This is a genomic window from Methylobacterium sp. J-078, from assembly GCF_022829285.1.
In the GTDB taxonomy this organism is placed as follows: Bacteria; Pseudomonadota; Alphaproteobacteria; order Rhizobiales; family Beijerinckiaceae; genus Methylobacterium.
On the sequence record NZ_JAKSYI010000038.1, the window covers coordinates 75,164 to 93,408 of the forward strand.

Below are 18,245 nucleotides of genomic sequence, written 5' to 3' on the forward strand. Positions count from 1 at the left end.
GGCCAATACAGCGGACATCCGCGCAGGTTCGGCCCAGATTTCGTCACGGTGGCTCGCCAGGGATCGCCCCTGAATTCAGGGATCGGGCGACCATCATGAAGAAACTCACCTACGCTGCACTGCTCGTCGGGGCGCTGTCGGCGCCGCAGGCCGCCGAGGCCGCGAGCAAGACCACGGTGGGCGTCGGCACGGGCGTCGTCGCCGGCGCCCTGGTCGGCGGTCCCGTGGGCGCGGTGGTGGGCGGCATCGTCGGCGGCTATATCGGGTCCACCGCCGAGAGCCCACGCCCGCGCCGCCGCCGGGTGCGCGCCGTCCGCCGGGCATCGCCCGCGCCGGCCCGCAAGCTGCGCGTCGCGCAGGAGCCCGCTCTCCCGGTTCGGGCGGTTCCGGCCGCCACGGGCAGCCTGCCGGCGGTGACGGCCGCTCCGGCGGCTCCCAAACCCGCGCCAGCCGCCACGGCACCCCGCACGACCTGGCAAAACCCGCGCTGAAATAGGCGTCAGGCGCCGCCACACCGCATGGTCAGGCCGCCATCGACCACCAGCGCGTGGCCGGTGACGTCATCGGCCTCCACCAAGCCGGCGGCTGTTCCGGCGGGTCGGGATCACGATCGGCATCAGCCCTCGCCTGCGACCTCGATGCGGGCGCCCAGGATGGCGATGAGGGCCGCGTCGCGGCGCGCCGCCAGCGCCTCGACCGAGCGCCCGCCGGCCTCGTCCGCGATGCCCGCCACGATCCGGTCCTTGACGTCCTCCGTCAGGTCCGGATTGCCGAGGCTCGCCCAGCGCCGCACCTGGCTCGGGCCGAGATGGTCGAGATAGTGCCGGATGCCGCCCGCCCCGCCGCCGAGATGATAGGTCATGTGCGGGCCCATCGCCGCCCAGCGCAGGCCGGGGCCGTTGCAGAGCGCCGCGTCGATGTCGGCGACGCTCGCCACCCCCTCCGCCACGAGGTTCACGGCCTCCCGGTAGAGGGCCGAGGCGAGTCGGTTGGCGATGTGACCCGGCATCTCGCGGTTGAGCACCACGGGCCGGCGCCCCAGGCGCGCGTAGAAGGCGCAGGCCCGCGCCGCGACCGCGGGGCCGTCGGCCACGATCTCCACCAGGGGCACGAGGTGGGGCGGGTGGAACGGATGCGCCACCAGCACCCGCTCGGGCCGGGCGCAATCCGCCACGATGGCGCTGCGCAACATGGCCGACGTGCTCGACGCGATGAGGATCGCGGGCGGCAGCAGGCGGTCGGCCTCGGCCAGCAGCGCGCGCTTGACCGCCTCGTTCTCCGGCGCGTTCTCCTGGACGAAGTCCGCCCCCGCGAGCGCGTCCGCCAGCGTCGCGTGAAACCGGAGCGTGCCCGCCCCGCTCAGGCCGAGTTCGGCGAGTTGCGCGCGTGCCGCCTCCACCGCCGCGGCGGTGCGCGCCGCGAAGCCGGGGGCCGGATCGTAGGCCGCCACGTCGAGCCCGTGGGCGAGGAACAGGGCCGCCCAGCTCGCGCCCAGGGTGCCGCAGCCCAGCACGGTGACCCGTTGGATTTCATCCGTTTCAATGGCTGTCAAAACTCTCTCCCCGGCGGGTTTACTTTCGAACTCAGAATACGCTTATTCAAGCCCGTACTGACCGTTTTCGCGGCGGACGAAGCGGGCGACATGACCCGTGCCCGGAGGACAAAGATGTTCACGCGCCACGCCACCACGCGCGCAGCCCTGTTCGTTCTCGCGACCCTGGGAGCCCTCGGCTCCGCCCGGGCCGACGACGTGGTGCGCCTCGGCAACCTGAAATTCGCCCATTACGGCGCCATCTCCTACATGAAGGAGATCGCCCCGAAATTCGGTCTGAAGATCGACGAGAAGCAGTTCGCCAAGGGCGCCGACATCTATCCCGCCATGGCGGTGGACCAGATCGACATCTCGGCCTCTGGCGCCGACGGCGCGGTGGCGGCGCGGGGCAACGGCGTGAAGCTCTACGTGGTGGCGGGCTTCGCCAATGGCGGCGTGCGCATCCTGCGCCGGCCCGACCTCGACACGATCAAGACCCTGAAGGACGTGAAGGGCCTGAAAGTGGCCACCGTCCGCGGCGGCACCCAGGACCTGATGCTGCTGGCCGAACTCGACAAGTACGGGATGACCTGGTCGGAGCGGCCCGGCAAGGACGTGCAGCTGATCTACTTTAACAACTACGCCGACCTGAATCAGGCGCTCGCGCAGAAATACGTCGACGTGATCTGCCAGAGCGAGCCGCAATCGACGCAGGCCATCAGCGCCGGCTACGCCACCGAGGTGGTCAAGCCCTACGACACCCCCATCGGCGTGCCGGTGCGCCCGCTGGTGATGACCGAGAAGATGTACAACGAGCGCCCCGAGGTCGCCGCCCGGGTGCTCAAGCTGTTCGTGGCCGCCACCAAGGCCTTCATCGACGATCCCGCGCTCGCCGAGAAGTACGTCCGCGAGAGCGTGTTCAAGGGCCAGCTCTCGAGCCAGGATTTTCGCGACGGCATGGCCAACGCGAAGTACACCTACGACGTCCCGGCCGGACACATGCAGACCACGACGGACTACATGATTAAGTACGGTCTCGGTAAGATGGTGAACCCGCCGAAATCCGACGCCGAGTGGGTGAAGACCGACCTCCTGGAAAAGGCCAAGGCCGAACTGAAGACGAACTGAGCGGCACGATGAACCGGTTCCGCGGCGCCATCGTCCCCATCGCGCTCCTGATCCTGTGGGAGATCCTCAGCCGGGTGGGGGTGTTCTCCCCCATCGTGCTGCCGCCGCCGAGCGCGGTGGCGGTGAAGTGGTATTCGGGCCTCCTCCCCGGCCTGCCCTACGACCCGGCCACCGAGAGCTACTGGCACTGGATGTTCTCCGGCGAGATGCCGCACGACGCCATCGCGAGCCTCGGCCGCGTGCTCATGGGTTTCTGCGTCGGCGCCGGCCTCGCCGTGCCGGTCGGGCTCCTGCTCGGCACCAGCGACCGGCTCTACGCGCTGTTCAACCCCCTGCTGCAGATCCTGCGGCCGATCCCGCCCATCGCCTACATCCCGCTGGCCATCGTCTGGTTCGGGCTGGGCAACCCGCCCGCCCTGTTCCTGATCGCGCTCGGCACCTTCTTCCCCGTCTTGGTCAACACCATCGCGGGGGTGCGGCAGGTGGATTCGATCTACATCCGGGCGGCCCGCAACCTCGGGGCCGGGTCCTGGACGATGTTCCGGCGGGTGATCCTGCCGGCGGCGAGCCCCTTCGTGCTCGCGGGCATGCGGATCGGCATCGGCACCGCCTTCATCGTGGTCATCGTCGCCGAGATGATCGCGGTCTCGGACGGGCTCGGATACCGCATCCTGGAGGCCCGCGAATACATGTGGTCCGACAAGATCATCGGCGGCATGCTGACCATCGGCATCCTCGGCCTCATCATCGACGGGGCGATGTCGCGCCTCAACGACCACCTCCTGCGCTGGCATCGCGGCCTTGAACGCTGAACCGGGACGCCTCATCATGTCGGCGCAGATCGAGATCGCCCAGGCCAGCAAGGTGTTCGGGACGGGCACCGGCGCCGTGCCGGCGCTCGACGGTATTACCGCGACGGTGCCGGAGGGACAGTTCCTCTGTCTGCTCGGACCGTCCGGCTGCGGCAAGTCCACCCTGCTCAACGCCATCGCGGGCTTCACCCCCCTCAGTGCCGGACGGATCACCATGGGTGGGCGCCCGGTGACCGAGCCGGGGCCGGACCGGGGCATGGTCTTCCAGGAATACGCGCTGTTCCCCTGGATGAACGTGGAGGACAACGTCCGCTTCGGCCTCGACATCCGGGGCGTGCCGCGGGCCGACGCCACCGTGACGGTGGACCGCATCGTGGCGACGCTGGGCCTGTCGGATTTCCGCAAGCGCTACCCGAAGGACCTCTCCGGCGGCATGCGCCAGCGCGTGGCCATCGCGCGCATCCTGGCCCTCGACCCGCCGGTGATGCTGATGGACGAGCCCTTCGGTGCGCTGGACGCCCTGACCCGGCGCACCCTGCAGGACGAGCTGCTGCGGATCTGGGCCGAGTATCGCAAGACGGTGATCTTCGTCACCCACTCCATCGAGGAGGCGATCTACCTGGCCGACCGCATTCTGGTGATGACCTACCGTCCCGGCCGCATTAAGCGCGATCTCACCGTGGAGATCCCGCGCCCGCGCGACACGGCGTCGGGCGAGTTCAACGCCCTCAAGCGCGAACTCGCCGGCCTCGTCATGGCCGAGCAGCAGCGCTTCACCACGGCTGAGTTGCACGGGTCGGCGGTCGACTGAGCGCCCGCCGGCTCTGCCGCCGCCTCACACCGGCAGGAGCGTGAACCCCAGCGTCTGGCCCGCGAAGCGGGCCGTGACAATGCCCGGTCCCGTCAGGTCGAAGGGCACCGACAGCGTCCCGGTGGAGACGATGCTGCCGGCCGGAATGGTCATGCCGCGCTCGCGGGCCACCGCCATCAGGTCGGTGAGCGCCGCCAGCGGATCGGTCGCGTCCTCGCCCGTCACCGCGCGGACCCGCGCGACCCCGTCGACCTCGACCACGAGGCTGCGCGCCACCTCCGGGAGTTCCTCGGGCGCGACCGCCGGACCGAGCACCAGGGCCTGGAAGGCGGAATTGTCGGCGGCGAAGCTCGGCCAGCCCACCGCGCGGCGGTCGAAGAAGCGCGACAGCACGAGTTCGAAGGCCACGCGGGTCTCGGCCACGACGTGCGCGGCCTCGACGGCGGGGGCGCCGGGATCGATGTCCCGGGCGATGACATAGGCGATCTCGAACTCGATCGTCACCGGCCCCGCATGGGGCATCCGGAGCGCCGCGCCGGGCTCGTGGAACTGGCTCCGCAGCACGCGACCCGCGATGGAGCGCCCGACGCCCGATGTGCGCTTGCCCTTGACGCTGCCGATGGCGAGCTTCCAGCCGGCGCAAGTCTCGCCCAGGGCCGCGAACAGCCGGTCCTGGATGTCGTAGCCCTCCGCCATGGTGCGTGGGCGGATGGCTTCCGGCAGTTCGGCGTGTTGCCGGCCGTCACGATAGGCCGCCAGCAGGAAGTCGGCGGCGGGTCGGGGATCGAAGGCGTCGGGCATCGCGGCTCTCGGATCGGAACGGGGTTCCCGGCTCTAGCGGATTTCGGCGGGCGGGGCAGCGCCGCCCGTGCCCATTCCGGTTTCAGGCGGCGCCGGTCCGACCGGCTTCAGGAGGCCACGCGGGCGCGGGGATCGACGCGGGCGATGCGCGACAGGAGGTAGTCGACCTCCGCCTTGCCTTGCGCCGACAGATTCGCGGCCGGCTTGCGCTGGGCGTCCGAGGCGAAGATCCCGCGCTTCTGGAAGACGTACTTGCGCACCGCCAGCCCGAGGGGACCCTGCTGCTGCTCGTAGCGCAGATAGGGCAGGTGCGCGTCGAAGAGGTCGTGGGCCGCGTCGCGCATCCCCGCCTTCGACAGGCGCACCACGTCCACCAGCATCTCCGGAAAGGCGTAGCCGGTGTTGGCGCCGTCCGCCCCGCGCTCCATCTCGAAGTCGAGGAACAGCCCGCCATTGCCCGTGAGGATCGCGATGTGGCGCATGGAGCCGTCGGCTTCGAAGCCGCGCAGGGTCGTGATCTTATCGAGCCCCGGCCAGTCCTCGTGCTTGAGCATGACGCAGGACGGGTTCTCCGTGACGATCCGGCGGATCACGGCGGGCGTCATTACCACTGAGAAGGTCAGGGGATAGTCCTGGATCACGAAGGGCACGTCGGGGCCGATCGCCTCGGCGGCATTCCGGTAATAGGCCACCACCTGGTCGTCCGTGCGCAGGGTGTTGGGCGGGCCGATCATGACGCCGGCCGCCCCCAGGTCCATCACCTCGCGGGCGAGGGCGCGCATGGCGGCGAAGCCCGGGGCCGAGACGCCGACGAGGACGGGCACGTCCATGCGCCCGACGACCCGCCGGGCGATGGCGACCGCCTCGGCGTGATCGAGCTTGGGCGCCTCGCCGAGCTGGCCCAGGATGGTGAGGCCGTCGATCCCGGCACCGGAGAAGAAGTCCGACATCCGGTCGAGGGAGGTCTCGTCGACGCGGCCGTCGGGATGGAAGGGCGTCGGGGCGATGGGGATCACGCCCTTGATCGCGCTGGTGAGAGCCATGGTGTCCTCCTCGGAATCTTCGTTGAGCCGGCGCGCTCAGCGATGCGCCAGGGCGGGCGGGTTGACGAGGTTGTGCGGGCGTTCGCCGGCGAGGATGCGGATCATTTCCTCGGCGGCGCCCAGGCCCATCACCCGCAGGCTGTCGGCGCTGGTGCCGGCCACGTGCGGGGTCAGCAGCAGGTTCGGGCAGGCGCGGTAGGGGTGGTCGTCGGGCAGCGGCTGGACCTCGAACACGTCGAGCGCCGCGCCCCCGATCGCCCCCGCCCGCAGGGCGGCGGCCAGCGCCTCGGCCTGTACGATGGGCCCGCGCGCCACGTTGATCAGCACCGCGTCCGGCCGCATCCGGCCGATGAGGCCGGCATCGACGAGGCCCCGCGTCTCCGGCGTCAGCGGGCAGGCCACCACCACCGCGTCGCTTTCTGCAAACAGCGTCTCGCGATCCACGGCCTCGAACAGGCCATCATCGGACGCCTGTCCCCGGTGGCGGGCGCTGCGGGAATGGCCGAGCACCCGCATGCCGAAGCCGTCCCGCGCCACCCGCGCGACGCGGCGCCCGATCTCCCCGGTGCCGAGGATGCCGATCGTGGTGCCGCCGATCTCGCCGAGATCGCTGGCCAGGGTCTTGGCCGCGAGCCAGCCGGCCCCCCGCAGGGTGCCGTCGAGGTGTCCGAGACGGCGGCGCAGGTGGAACAGGGCCGCGAAGACGTATTCGGCCACGGCGCCGGTGTTGCTACCCGGCAGGTTGGCCACCGGGATGCCCCGCGCGGTGGCCGCCTCCAGGGGCACGAAGTCGAGCCCGACCCCGTGGCGGACGATGCCGCGCAGGTATGGGGCGTGGTCGAGGATGTCGTCGGGCAGCTGCGCCCGCACGATCAGCCCCGCCGCCTCGCCCGCGAGCGCCCGCAGGGTGTCGGGGGTCGTATCCCCGGCGGTGACGACCCGCGCGTGCGGCGTCAGGAGGGCCATCGCCTCCGCGTGGATCGGATTGGTGAGGACGACGAGGGGCAGGGTCGGGTCTGCTGCGCTCACGGGGAGAGGCCTCGCTCAAGGTCGGGACGTGGCGCCGGGGCGGGCTCCGCTGGAGCGGCCCGCCCCGGGGGCGGCGGTCTCAGGTGATTACGCTCGGCTCGGACCGGCCCGTGAGCGCGGCGATGTCGGCCAGATCGTTGGCGACCGTCACCACCGGGGCCAGCACCTCCGCCACCGGTAGTTCGAGCCGGTCGGGGGCGGATTCGTAGCGCTCGATATAGACCCGCAGGGTCGCGCCCGCCGTGCCGGTGCCGGAGAGTCGGTAGACCACCCGCGCATCCTCCGCGAAGGTGATGCGCACGCCCTGCTGTTCGGTGACGGAGCCGTCGACGGGGTCGACGTAGCGGAAGTCGTCCGCCGCCGCGACGGTGAGGTCGCCGAGCTTGGTGCCAGGCAGGCCGGCGAGCTTGGCGCGCAGGCCCTCCATCAGGCGCTTGGCGGCCTCCGCGTCGATCTCCTCGTAATCGTGCCGGGTGTAGTAGTCGCGCCCGAAGTGGGCCCAGTGGTCCCGCACCACATCTTGAGCCGGCTTGCCCGTGACCGCCAGGATGTTGAGCCAGATCAGCACGGCCCAGAGCCCGTCCTTCTCGCGGACGTGGTTCGAGCCGGTGCCGGCGCTCTCCTCGCCGCAGAGGGTGATCAGGCCGGCATCGAGCAGGTTGCCGAAGAACTTCCAGCCGGTGGGGGTCTCGTAGGCGGGGATGCCCAGCGACGCCGCCACCCGGTCCAGCGCCCGGCTCGTCGGCATGGAGCGGGCGACGCCAGCGAGCCCCTTGGCGTAGCCGGGGGCGAGGTGGGCGTGCGCGGCGAGGATCGCCAGGCTGTCGCTCGGGGTCACGAACAGGCCGGGCGCCACGATCATGTTGCGGTCGCCGTCGCCGTCGGAGGCAGCGCCCAGGTTCGGCGCCGCCTTGCTCAGCATGAGTTCGTAGAGGTCGTGGGCGTGGACGGGGTTCGGGTCCGGATGGTGCCCGCCGAAATCCTCCCGAGGCGTGCCGTTGAGGACGGTGCCGGCCTCAGCCCCGAACACGCCCTCCAGGATGGCGTGGGCGTAGGGGCCGGTGACCGCGCTCATGGCGTCGAAGCGCATGCGGAAGCCGCCTCCGAACAGGCGCGTGATCGCGTCGAAATCGATGAGGTCGCGCATCAGCGCGAGGTAGTCCGCCACGGGGTCGATCACCGCGACGGTCATGTCGCCGATCCGGGTCTCGCCGATCGTGTCGAGGTCGATGTCGGGTCCCTCGACGATGCGGTATTCGGTCAGCGCCTTGGTGCGCGCGTAGATCGCAGCGGTGACGGTCTCGGGGGCCGGGCCGCCGTTGCCGGTGTTGAACTTGATGCCGAAATCGCCTTCCGGCCCACCCGGGTTGTGGCTCGCCGACAGGATGATGCCGCCGATGGCGCCGTGCTTGCGGATGACGCAGGAGGCCGCCGGCGTCGAGAGCAGGCCGCCCTGGCCCACCAGCACCCGGGCGAAGCCGTTGGCGGCGGCGATCCTGAGCGTGGTCTGCACCACCTCGCGGTTCAGGAAGCGGCCGTCGCCGCCGAGCACCAGGGTTGCGCCCGCCCGGTCGGGAATGCAGTCGATGATCGCCTGGACGAAGTTCTCGACGTAGCGCGCCTGCTGGAAGACCGGCACCTTCTTGCGCAGGCCGGACGTGCCCGGCTTCTGGTCGTCGTAGGGCGTCGTCGGCACGGACGTTGCGGGCATCGTTCAGGCACTCCGGAATCGCGTGGCTCAAGCTTCGCGCCCAAGAACGCCGTTTGCCGACGCGGGTCAATCACCGATGGCCCGGCGCGCGCGCCGGCCCAAGGTGCCGCTCGCGCCCACCAAGGACATCCGAGCATCGTGGGTAGGCGCGCGCAGAGAAATACAAGATCTTAACAAATTCTTTCCTGACATTCCCGCCACGAGACAAATCGATCGCGGTCTAGTCATCCATCGGACAACACTTGCGGACCGGCTCCATTCATGCTTCATAGACCTCGGCCAGGTGGGTGAGGGTTGAGCCAAGATCCCCGCAAGGATCTGCACGTCCGGTTCAAATCCGGACCCCGGCCTCCAAGCACGGATTTGCCGTCCTGCTTCGGCATCCGAATGCTGGATGCGCGACCCGCGTGACGATGGCCGACGGCGCCACCCGCAAGCTTGTGGAACGCGACGACCGCTTCACAGCGCAAATCCTTTCACATCCGGGTCATCGATTCACGCTGAGCGGATGAAACGCCGCGCTGGGACGTAACGCCCCGGGAACGAACGCAAATGGCCAAGGTTTGTCCATCACTGATCCGCGAGCGAGGAACCGGTCATGGAATGTCCGCAGGGTGTCAGCCCGCGCACGAGCGAGGGTAGAGACGCTTCGGCGGCGGAGGCCGAGGACATCCTGCTGGCGCCGCTGGCCGACATCCCCCGCATCAACCTGCGCGAGGCGGGCGAGCCCTGGGACAAGCGCCGCCATGCCGGCAAGGCCCTGCGCGAGGTCGTGCCGCACGCCTCCCACGCGGCCTGGACGCCGCCCGGCAATCGGCCGGACCCGGTCTCCCTGATCGAGGCGGCCCATGCCGGGCGCCAGGAACACCTGATTCCCCTGCGGGTCGCCCGTATGGCGAGTTCGCCATTCGCCTTCCTGCGGGGCGCGGCCCACGTCATGGCCTGGGATCTCGCCCACACCCCGCGCAGCGGCATCGCGGTGGTGATGAACGGCGACGCGCATCTCGCCAATTTCGGCCTGTTCGGCACGCCCCAGCGCGACATCGTCCTCGACCTCAACGATTTCGACGAGGTCACGATCGGCCCGTGGGAATGGGACCTGAAGCGGCTCGTCGCCAGCATCGAGGTGGCGGCCCGCACGGACGGGGTCGGCAAGGGCGAGCGCCGCGAGGCGACCCTCGCGGCGGTGGCGGGCTACCAGCACACCATGACGGAACTGGCGCCGCAGGGGCCCCTCGACGTCTGGCATCAGGCGGCCCGGGCCGACCGGCTCGATTTCGCCGGCCTCACCATCGACGAGGATTCGAAGGCGGTCATCGCCAAGGCGGTGGAGAAGGCCCGCAAGAAGCACAACAAGAGCCTGCTCGCCCGGGTCGGCGAGCGCCGGACCGACGGTGGCTGGCGTTTCAAGGCGGAGGCGCCGATCCTCACCGGCGTGGATGCCGAGACCCGCGAGGCGGTGATCGGCGGGCTGGAGCACTATGCCGAGACCCTGCCGCGCGAGCGCCGGTTCATGCTGAGCCGCTACCACGTGGTCGACGTCGCCCACCGGGTCGTCGGCGTCGGCAGCGTCGGCACCCGGGCCTACGTCGCGCTCCTGTGCGGCAACTCCGATCAGGACGTGCTCTTCCTCCAGGTCAAGGAGGCGGTGACGCCAGCCCACGCCCCCTACCTCGCCGGTATGCCCGACGCCTACGGCGACCACGAGGGCGAGCGGGTGATCTACGGCCAGCGCCTGCTCCAGGCGGTGGGCGATCCTCTGCTCGGCTGGACCACCATCGACGATCGCCCCTTCTACGTGCGCCAGATGAAGAACATGAAGGGCGACATCCCCGTGGCCGGGCTCACCGGCCAGCCGCTGATCTATTTCTCCTGGGCCTACGGTGCCCTGCTGGCCCGGGCGCATGCCCGCACCGGGGATGCCGCGGCCATCGCGGGCTATTGCGGCCGCGACCGGCACTGCGACCTGCGCGAGGCCCTGGCCGACTGGGCCTTCGCCTACGGCGACCAGAACGAGGCCGATTTCGCGGCCTTCCAGGCGGCCATCGCGCAGGGACTCCTGGAGGCGGCGCCCGACCCGGAGATGTGATCCACAGGGCCTGCGACAAACTGGGGACGGACGCGGAAAACGCGGAGCCCGAAACCCGCCGGCCGCGTTTCCGGACTGAGTTTCCTCAAGCCGGGCAGCGCACACACCAGATGGCAAAACGCAGGACTGCGTCGTCTCCCGCCCCGACCGCGCCGGTCAAACCGGCCGCCCGCAAAGTGTCGCCCAAGGCCGCCGCGAAGGGGACGGGGAAGGCCGCAGGAAAGGCCGAGCGCCTCGCTGCCGAGCCGGCGCCCGCCCCCGAGATCGCCGCCCCCCTCGTGCCCACCGGCGCCCTCGCGGTGGCCCTCCTGGGGCTGAGGGAATGCGGAAAACCCCTGGTCCACATGGCCCGCGAGGGCCATCGCCTCGACGTCATCGCCCAAATCCTGCGGGCGCTCTCGCCCGAGCGCAAGGTGGCGATCTACCCGGAATGGGACTGCCTGCCCTACGACCGCGCATCGCCCTCGCGGGGGGTGATGGGCGCGCGCGCCGGCGTTCTGCGCTGGCTGACGGACACGGCCTCCCTGCCCGACATCGTGCTCACCACCGCCCCGGCCCTGATCCAGCGGGTGCCCCCGGCTGGGACCTGGGCCGACGCGCGGCTGGAGGTCCGGGTCGGCGACCCCCTCGATCCCTCGGCCGTCTCCGCCTTCCTGCAGCGCCTCGGCTACATCCTCGACGACCGGGTCGACGAACCCGGCGAGGTGGCGGTCTGGGGCCGGACCGTGGACGTCTTCCCGGCCGCCGCCGACCGGCCCTGCCGCATCGAGTACGACGGGGCCCGTGTCACCGCGATCCGCTCCTACGATCCGGTCTCGCAGCGCTCCCTGGCCGATGTCGACGTGCTCGTCATCGACCCAGCCACCGAGATCCTGCTGCCGGACGGTTCGGAGAGCCGGCTCGAACCCTTCACGGGCCAGGAGCACGCCCTCGCCCGATTCTACCCGTCCCTCGACACCGTGCTCGATCAGGTGCCCGACGCGCGCCTCGTGGTCGAGGACGGGGCGGAGGAGCGGGCGCAGGCCTTCTTCGAGCAGATCGCGGAAGGCCGCGAGGCCGCGGCCCGGTCACGGCGTGGCGGGGCCGACGACGGCGGCCTCTACCTCAGCTCCGAGGACTGGGCGGCCCAACGCGACGCGCGCCGCATCGCCGGGGCCCATGCGGACGGAGCCGACGACCTCGCCATGCCGTCCTTCGTGCGGAAAGCCCGGCCGAACACGGCGCTGGCCGAGACCCTGCGCGAGCGCCTGAAAGCGGGCGACCGCATCCTCCTCACGGGGCCCGCCGAGCCGCTGGCCCGGCTCGCGCGCATCGCCGAGCGCGCCCTGGGGCGCAAGGTCCGGGCTATCCGGGCCTGGGCGGAGGCCGTCTCGGCGAAACCCGGGGCGCTCCTCAGCCTGGAAGCCCCGATCGAGGCGGGTTTCCGCGTGCCGGACAGGGGCGTGGCGGTGATCGCCGCTGCAGACCTCTTCGGGGCGCGCGCCGCCACCGTGGCGGCCGGGGGCCCCAGCGCCATCCTGCCCATCGGCGAGGTCGAACTGCGCATCGGCGACGTCGCCGTCGACCGCGACAACGGGCTCTGCGTGTTCGAGGGGCTGGAATCGGTCGGGACCGGGGACGGGGGCAGCGAGGACGCCCTGCGCCTGCGCTTTGCCGGCGACGGCATCCTGATGGTGCCGGTCTCTCAGGCCGACCGGATCTGGCGCTACGGCTCCGAGGTCGAGGCCGTGACCCTCGACAAGCTCGAGGGCGGAAGTTGGGGGCGCCGCCGCCTGGAGGCGGAGGCCTGCATGGCCCGGGCCGCCCGGGTGATGCTGGCGGATGCCGAGAAGCGCCGGGCGATCCGGGCGCCAGTTCTGGTGCCGCGGGAGCGCGAGATGGAGCGCTTCGCCGCCGGCTTCGGCTTCGCGCTCACCGCCGACCAGGCGAGCGCCGTCACCGGCGTCATGGCCGACCTCGCCTCGGGCCGGCCGATGGACTGCCTCGTCTGCGGCGATGTCGGCTTCGGCAAGACCGAGGTGGCCCTGCGCGCCGCCGCGGCGGCCGTGTTCGCCGGCAAGCAGGTGGCGATCGTCGCCCCCACCACCGTGCTGGCGCGCCAGCACGTGCAGACCTTCACCCGGCGCTTCGCCCGCTTCGGTATTGAGGTCGCGCACCTGTCGCGCCTCGTGTCTCCGGCCGAGGCCAAGCGGGTGAAGGCGGGTCTGGCGGACGGGTCCATCCGCCTCGTGGTGGGCACCCACTGTCTCGCGGCCAAGGGCGTGTCCTTCGCCGATCTCGGCCTGATGGTCATCGACGAGGAGCAGCGCTTCGGCGCCCGGATCAAGCAGGGCCTGCGCGACGCGGCCGGCGACGGGCACGTGCTCACGCTCACCGCGACCCCGATCCCCCGCACCCTCCAGAGCGCGCTGGTCGGGCTCCAGAGCCTCAGCGTCATCGCCACGCCCCCCGCCGTGCGCCAGCCCATCCGCACCGTGATCGCGCCCTTCGAGGACGAGGCGATGCGCGACGCCCTCACGCGCGAGCACCGGCGCGGCGGCCAGAGCTTCGTCGTCTGCCCGCGCATCGAGGACATCGCCCCCATGGCGGCGCGCCTCGCCACGCTGGTTCCGGACCTGCGCACCATGGTGGCCCACGGCGAGATGAAGGCCGCCGAGATGGACGACGTGATGGTGCGCTTCGCCGATGGCGAGGGCGACGTGCTGCTCGCCACCAGCATCATCGAGAGCGGGCTCGACGTGCCGCGCGCCAACACCATGCTGGTCTGGGACGCCGAGCGCTTCGGCCTGTCGCAGTTGCACCAGCTGCGCGGCCGGGTCGGGCGCGGCCAGCGCCGCGGCGTGGTCTACCTCCTCAGCCGGCCGGACCGGCCGCTGACGCCCGCCACCGAGAAGCGCCTGCGGACGCTGGAGGCCCTCGACCGCCTCGGCGCGGGCTTCGCCATCAGCGCCCGGGACCTCGATCTGCGCGGCGCCGGCGACCTCGTCGGCGAGAACCAGGCCGGGCACGTCAAGCTCATCGGCCTGGGGCTCTACCAGCACCTGCTCCACCTGGCGCTGCGCGCCGCCAAGGGCGAGCCGGCCGAGGACTGGAACCCGGAGATCCGCCTCGGCCTCTGCGGCGCCGTGCCGGCCGACTACGTGCCCGAGCCGGAGGTGCGGCTCAGCCTCTACACCCGCACCCTGCGCCTCACGAACCCGGAGGAGGTCGAGGCCCTGCGCAGCGAGGTGGTGGACCGCTTCGGCCCGCCGCCTGCGCCCTTCGAGGAGTTGATCGCCCTCGCCCGGCTCCGGGTCGGCTGCCTGGCGCTCGGCATCCACCGCCTCAGCGGCGGGCCGCAGGGGCTGGCCGCCGACCTGCGGCCGAACGCGCCGCCCCTGCACGTTCCGGCCCACGCTCACATCGTGCGCAAGGACAACCGGGTGCTGCTGCGCCAGGGCAGCGACGACCCGGCGACGCGCGGGCGCCTCGCCGCCGCCTTCCTGGAGCGCCTGGGGGCACAGAGCGAGCGCCCGGCGGCCCCCGTCGAGGCGGCGGCGTGACGGAGGTCCGCACGAGGCCGTGAGGCACGGAACGGCGGTCCATGGGGTCGATTGAGGAAGGGCGACGGGGCGCCCAGGGGCGTCCCCGGACCCCACACGAGACCCGATGCCCATGACGGACCTGTCCCGCCGAAGCCTCCTCGCCGCCACCGCCGCCGGGGGATCGCTCCTCACCCTGGCCGGGGCACAAGGTCAGCCCGCGCCGCAGAGCCCGATCCGGGGCAAGGACGGCGCCTCGATCCTCGGCCCGCGCAACCCGGCGCGGGAGGCGCAGGCCCCCTTCACCCTGCGCCCGCCCCGGACCGACCACGGCACGATGCCGAACCTGAAATGGTCCTTCGCCGACAGTCACATGCGCCTCGAGGAGGGCGGCTGGGCCCGGCAGACGACGGTCCGGGAACTGCCCGTCTCAAAGGCCATGGCAGGGGTGAACATGCGGCTCGGCGCCGGCGTGGTGCGCGAGATGCACTGGCACAAGGAGGCCGAGTGGGCCTACATGCTGAAGGGCCGGGCCCGGATCACCGCGGTGGACGCGCAGGGCCGGACCTTCGCGGACGACGTCGGCGAGGGCGACCTCTGGTACTTCCCCTCCGGCATCCCGCATTCCATCCAGGGTCTGTCGGCCGACGGGATCGACGGCTGCGAGTTCCTCTTGGTCTTCGACGACGGTGGGTTCTCGGAGGATTCCACCTTCCTCCTGACCGACTGGCTGGCGCATACGCCGAGGGACATCCTGGCCAAGAACTTCGGTCTGCCGGAGAGCGCCTTCGCGGGTGTGCCGGAGAAGGAACTCTACATCTTCCCCGGACCCACGCCCGGCCCCCTCGCGGCGGACCGGATGGGCGGCGCCGGCCCGGTGCCGGAGCCCTTCAGTCACCGGATGCTGGCCCAGGCGCCGCTGAGCCTGCCGGGCGGGACCGTGCGCATCACCGATTCCTCGGTGTTCAAGGCCTCGAAGACCATCGCGGCCGCCCTGGTGGAACTGGAGCCCGGGGGCCTGCGCGAGTTGCACTGGCACCCGAACGGCGACGAGTGGCAGTTCTACATCGCGGGCCAGGGCCGCATGACGGTGTTCGGCTCGGAATCGAAGGCCCGCACCTTCGACTACCAGGCCGGCGACGTCGGCTACGTGCCCTTCGCCATGGGCCACTACATCGAGAACACCGGCACGACGCCGCTGACCTTCCTGGAAATGTTCCGCAGCCCGAGCTACGCCGACATCTCCCTGCGCCAGTGGCTCGCCCTCACCCCGCACGCCCTGGTGACGGCGCACACCCACCTGAGCCCGGCCGACCTCGACCGCCTGCCGGGGGTGAAAGCGCCGGTTCTGCCGGGCTGAGCCCGTCCCTCAGCTTCCGGGCTTGCGCACCGCCGAGGCGACATCGAGGGGCTTGGGCAACAGACCGAGGCGGTGGAAGGTGTCGGCGACGCGCTGCTGGTCGGCGGTGGTCTCGGCGTTTAGCGGCGTGACCCCGTAGGTGAGGCGGCGCAGGGCCACGGTGAGGATCGGCGCCGGGATGCCCACCGAAGGGGCGAGCTCGGCCGCCACCGCGTCGGTGTTCTCCTTGGCCCAGGCGTCGATCTCGCCGATGGCGGCGAGCGTCGCGTCGAGGGCCGGGCCGTGGGCGGCGGCGAAGGCGCGGGTCGAGAGGTAGAACTGGCGGTTCGGCACGAGATCAGTGCCGTCGGCGAGGATGCGCCCGCCGGTGCTGCGCTCGCCGGACGCCAGGTAGGGGTCCCAGATCGCCCAGGCGTCGACGGCACCCCGCGCGAAGGCGGCGGCCCCGTCGGCGGGTGCGAGGAAGGTCGGGGTCACCGCCTCGTAGGGCACGCCCGCCTGTTCGAGGGCGCGAACCAGGAAGTAGTGGACATTCGAGCCCTTGTTCAGGGCGATCTTCTTGCCGCGCAGGTCCGCGACCGTCCGGATCGGGCTGTCCTTGGCCACCAGGATCGCCTCGCCCTTGGGGGCTGCCGGCTCGTGGCCGACATAGAGCAGGTCCGGGTTGGCGGCCTGGGCGAAGATCGGGGGCGCTTCACCGGCCGAGCCGAGATCGACGGCCCCGGCGTTCAGCGCCTCCATCAGGGGCGGCCCCGAGGGGAACTCGGCCCAGGTCACGCGGTAGCCGAGCGGCTTCAGGCGCTGCTCAAGCAGGCCCTTGCCCTTGAGGAGGACCAGGGTGCCGTATTTCTGGTAGCCGATCCGGATCACCCGCTCGTCCGCGCGGGCGTGCAGGACGCCGAGGGTCAGCAGCGCCAGGGCCGTGAGGAGGATCCAGGCGCGGCGGGTGCCGGCGGGGCGGAGCGCCAGGGCGCGGGTGGCGGCGGGCATGGGGGCTCTTTCTGGGTAACGAACGGTCGGCGGAAGGGGATTCCCCTCTCCCCGCGTGTGGGAAGAGGGTCACGGGCACCCCGTCGTGCCTGTGACGAGCGGAGCGAGGGTGAGGGGGCGAAACCGGATGAGGCTCCTTCGACGTCGCCCCCTCACCTTCGGCTGCCGCCTCGCCGCGATGACGGCAAGGTCATCGCGGCCCTCTCCCCGCAAGTGGGGCGAGGGGATGCTTGACGACAGCGAGCGGTGTTTTCCTCAATGCGCCGCGATGCGGCGGCTCGGCACGATGTCGTTGGCGATGACCTCGCCGAACGGGCCGTTGTTGCGGGCGTTGCTCGGCGCGACGCCGGTGGTGGCGCGCAAGGGAAGCTTGGGGAAGATCAGCTCGGCGAAGCGGTAGGCCTCCTCCAGGTGCGGGTAGCCCGAGAGGATGAAGCGGTCGATGCCCAGATCGATGTACTCCTTCATCCGGTCGGCCACTTGGGTTGCCGAGCCGACCAGGGCGGTGCCGGCGCCGCCGCGCACGAGGCCCACACCCGCCCAGAGGTTCGGCGAGACCTCGAGCTTGGTGCGGTCGCCCCCGTGCAGGGCCATCATGCGGCTCTGGCCTACGGAATCCTGGCGCTTCAGGGTGGCCTGGGCCTTGGCGATGGTCTCGTCGTCGAGGCGCGAGATCAGGTTCTCGGCCGCCGCCCAAGCCTCCCCTTCCGTCTCGCGCACGATGACATGCAGGCGGATGCCGTAGGAGAAGGTCTTGCCCTTGCGGTCGGCGGCCTCCCGGGCCTTGGCGATCTTCTCCGCGACGCCGGCCGGGGGCTCGCCCCAGGTCAGGTAGACCTCGCAATGCTCGGCCGCGACCTCGATGCCGGCCGGCGACGAGCCGCCGAAATAGAGCGGCGGATAGGGCTTCTGCACGGGCTGGAAGATCACCCGGCCCTCTTCCACCTTGAGGTGCTTGCCTTCGTAGCTGACCGTCTCGCCCGACATCAGCCCGCGCCAGATGTGCAGGAACTCGTCGGTGACGACATACCGCTCGTCGTGGTCGAGGAACACGCCGTCGCCGCGCAGCTCGACGGGGTCGCCGCCCGTGACGACGTTGATGAGCAGGCGCCCGTCCGAGACCCGGTCGAGGGTCGCGGCCATGCGGGCGGCCATGGACGGCTCCTGGAGGCCGGGGCGCACAGCCACGAGGAAGCGCAGGCGCTTCGTGAGCGGCGCCAGCGCCGAGGCCACCACCCAGGAATCCTCGCAGGAGCGGCCGGTAGGCAGGAGCACGCCGTAATAGCCGAGCTCGTCGGCGGCCTGGGCGATCTGGCGCAGATACGCGATCGAGACGTCGCGGGCGCCTTCCTGGGCGCCGAGGTAGCGGCCGTCGCCGTGGGTGGGGAGGAACCAGAGAACGTCGGTCTGTCCGGTCAT

General features: G+C 71.3%; 14 protein-coding genes and 1 tRNA gene. 8 read left to right on the plus strand and 7 right to left on the minus strand.

Annotation, left to right across the window (positions count from 1 at the left end; translation table 11 throughout):
- Positions 1–95 precede the first annotated feature (95 nt).
- Positions 96–491 carry a hypothetical protein gene (locus MKK58_RS03565; protein ID WP_243910790.1) on the plus strand — a complete coding sequence of 132 codons (396 nt, stop codon included), beginning with the start codon at positions 96–98 and terminating at the stop codon, positions 489–491.
- Positions 492–616: 125 nt separating this feature from the next.
- Here the strand turns inward: MKK58_RS03565 and MKK58_RS03570 are convergent, their stop codons facing one another.
- Complete coding sequence (locus tag MKK58_RS03570) at positions 617–1,552, minus strand: 3-hydroxyacyl-CoA dehydrogenase NAD-binding domain-containing protein (RefSeq protein ID WP_243910791.1); 936 nt, start codon at positions 1,550–1,552, stop codon at positions 617–619.
- Between the two features lie 114 nt (positions 1,553–1,666).
- On the opposite strand from MKK58_RS03570, the gene MKK58_RS03575 reads away from it, so the two are divergent.
- The 3 genes from MKK58_RS03575 to MKK58_RS03585 are packed head-to-tail and all read left to right on the plus strand — an operon-like array spanning position 1,667 to position 4,282.
- The gene (locus tag MKK58_RS03575) at positions 1,667–2,659 is read left to right on the plus strand and encodes an ABC transporter substrate-binding protein (protein WP_243910792.1); all 993 of its coding nucleotides are present in this window, start codon (positions 1,667–1,669) and stop codon (positions 2,657–2,659) included.
- An 8-nt stretch (positions 2,660–2,667) separates the two neighbouring features.
- The gene (locus MKK58_RS03580) at positions 2,668–3,471 is read left to right on the plus strand and encodes an ABC transporter permease (protein WP_238275033.1); all 804 of its coding nucleotides are present in this window, start codon (positions 2,668–2,670) and stop codon (positions 3,469–3,471) included.
- A 16-nt stretch (positions 3,472–3,487) separates the two neighbouring features.
- Positions 3,488–4,282 (plus strand): ABC transporter ATP-binding protein, encoded by a 795-nt coding sequence (locus MKK58_RS03585; protein WP_243910793.1) that lies wholly within the window; start codon positions 3,488–3,490, stop codon positions 4,280–4,282.
- Positions 4,283–4,306: 24 nt separating this feature from the next.
- Here MKK58_RS03585 and MKK58_RS03590 read toward each other — a convergent pair whose 3' ends face one another.
- From MKK58_RS03590 to MKK58_RS03605, 4 genes are all read right to left on the minus strand, one after another.
- On the minus strand, positions 4,307–5,083 hold the full coding sequence (locus MKK58_RS03590; protein ID WP_243910794.1) for a fumarylacetoacetate hydrolase family protein: 777 nt from the start codon (positions 5,081–5,083) through the stop codon (positions 4,307–4,309).
- A gap of 107 nt (positions 5,084–5,190) precedes the next feature.
- Positions 5,191–6,126 (minus strand): dihydrodipicolinate synthase family protein, encoded by a 936-nt coding sequence (locus MKK58_RS03595; protein WP_243910795.1) that lies wholly within the window; start codon positions 6,124–6,126, stop codon positions 5,191–5,193.
- Positions 6,127–6,162: 36 nt separating this feature from the next.
- Positions 6,163–7,155 carry an NAD(P)-dependent oxidoreductase gene (locus MKK58_RS03600; protein WP_243910796.1) on the minus strand — a complete coding sequence of 331 codons (993 nt, stop codon included), beginning with the start codon at positions 7,153–7,155 and terminating at the stop codon, positions 6,163–6,165.
- A gap of 79 nt (positions 7,156–7,234) precedes the next feature.
- Positions 7,235–8,866, minus strand: a complete 1,632-nt coding sequence (locus MKK58_RS03605; protein WP_243910797.1) for an alpha-D-glucose phosphate-specific phosphoglucomutase — start codon at positions 8,864–8,866, stop codon at positions 7,235–7,237.
- 277 nt (positions 8,867–9,143) lie between these two features.
- On the opposite strand from MKK58_RS03605, the gene MKK58_RS03610 reads away from it, so the two are divergent.
- The 4 genes from MKK58_RS03610 (at position 9,144) to MKK58_RS03625 (ending at position 15,836) form a co-directional block, all read left to right on the plus strand.
- Positions 9,144–9,220 (plus strand) — tRNA-Ala (locus tag MKK58_RS03610).
- Between the two features lie 244 nt (positions 9,221–9,464).
- Positions 9,465–10,955, plus strand: coding sequence for a DUF2252 domain-containing protein (locus MKK58_RS03615; protein ID WP_243910798.1), 1,491 nt, complete (start codon positions 9,465–9,467; stop codon positions 10,953–10,955).
- A gap of 299 nt (positions 10,956–11,254) precedes the next feature.
- A complete protein-coding gene (locus tag MKK58_RS03620) occupies positions 11,255–14,497 on the plus strand; it encodes a helicase-related protein (RefSeq protein ID WP_243910854.1) in 3,243 nt (1,080 codons plus the stop codon).
- Between the two features lie 112 nt (positions 14,498–14,609).
- Complete coding sequence (locus MKK58_RS03625) at positions 14,610–15,836, plus strand: oxalate decarboxylase family bicupin (RefSeq protein ID WP_243910799.1); 1,227 nt, start codon at positions 14,610–14,612, stop codon at positions 15,834–15,836.
- A gap of 9 nt (positions 15,837–15,845) precedes the next feature.
- On the opposite strand, the gene MKK58_RS03630 is transcribed toward MKK58_RS03625, so the two are convergent.
- Positions 15,846–16,826 carry a sulfonate ABC transporter substrate-binding protein gene (locus tag MKK58_RS03630; RefSeq protein ID WP_243910800.1) on the minus strand — a complete coding sequence of 327 codons (981 nt, stop codon included), beginning with the start codon at positions 16,824–16,826 and terminating at the stop codon, positions 15,846–15,848.
- A 255-nt stretch (positions 16,827–17,081) separates the two neighbouring features.
- Complete coding sequence (ssuD, locus tag MKK58_RS03635; RefSeq protein ID WP_243910801.1) at positions 17,082–18,245, minus strand: FMNH2-dependent alkanesulfonate monooxygenase; 1,164 nt, start codon at positions 18,243–18,245, stop codon at positions 17,082–17,084.

Bases quoted from the DNA above. Each gene is read 5' to 3' on its own strand.
- MKK58_RS03565 (WP_243910790.1), top strand. From the start codon at position 96: ATGAAGAAACTCACCTACGCTGCACTGCTCGTCGGGGCGCTGTCGGCG.
- MKK58_RS03575 (WP_243910792.1), top strand. From the start codon at position 1,667: ATGTTCACGCGCCACGCCACCACGCGCGCAGCCCTGTTCGTTCTCGCG.
- MKK58_RS03580 (WP_238275033.1), top strand. From the start codon at position 2,668: ATGAACCGGTTCCGCGGCGCCATCGTCCCCATCGCGCTCCTGATCCTG.
- MKK58_RS03585 (WP_243910793.1), top strand. From the start codon at position 3,488: ATGTCGGCGCAGATCGAGATCGCCCAGGCCAGCAAGGTGTTCGGGACG.
- MKK58_RS03590 (WP_243910794.1), bottom strand. From the start codon at position 5,083: ATGCCCGACGCCTTCGATCCCCGACCCGCCGCCGACTTCCTGCTGGCG.
- MKK58_RS03595 (WP_243910795.1), bottom strand. From the start codon at position 6,126: ATGGCTCTCACCAGCGCGATCAAGGGCGTGATCCCCATCGCCCCGACG.
- MKK58_RS03605 (WP_243910797.1), bottom strand. From the start codon at position 8,866: ATGCCCGCAACGTCCGTGCCGACGACGCCCTACGACGACCAGAAGCCG.
- MKK58_RS03615 (WP_243910798.1), top strand. From the start codon at position 9,465: ATGGAATGTCCGCAGGGTGTCAGCCCGCGCACGAGCGAGGGTAGAGAC.
- MKK58_RS03625 (WP_243910799.1), top strand. From the start codon at position 14,610: ATGACGGACCTGTCCCGCCGAAGCCTCCTCGCCGCCACCGCCGCCGGG.
- MKK58_RS03630 (WP_243910800.1), bottom strand. From the start codon at position 16,826: ATGCCCGCCGCCACCCGCGCCCTGGCGCTCCGCCCCGCCGGCACCCGC.
- ssuD (WP_243910801.1), bottom strand. From the start codon at position 18,245: ATGACCGGACAGACCGACGTTCTCTGGTTCCTCCCCACCCACGGCGAC.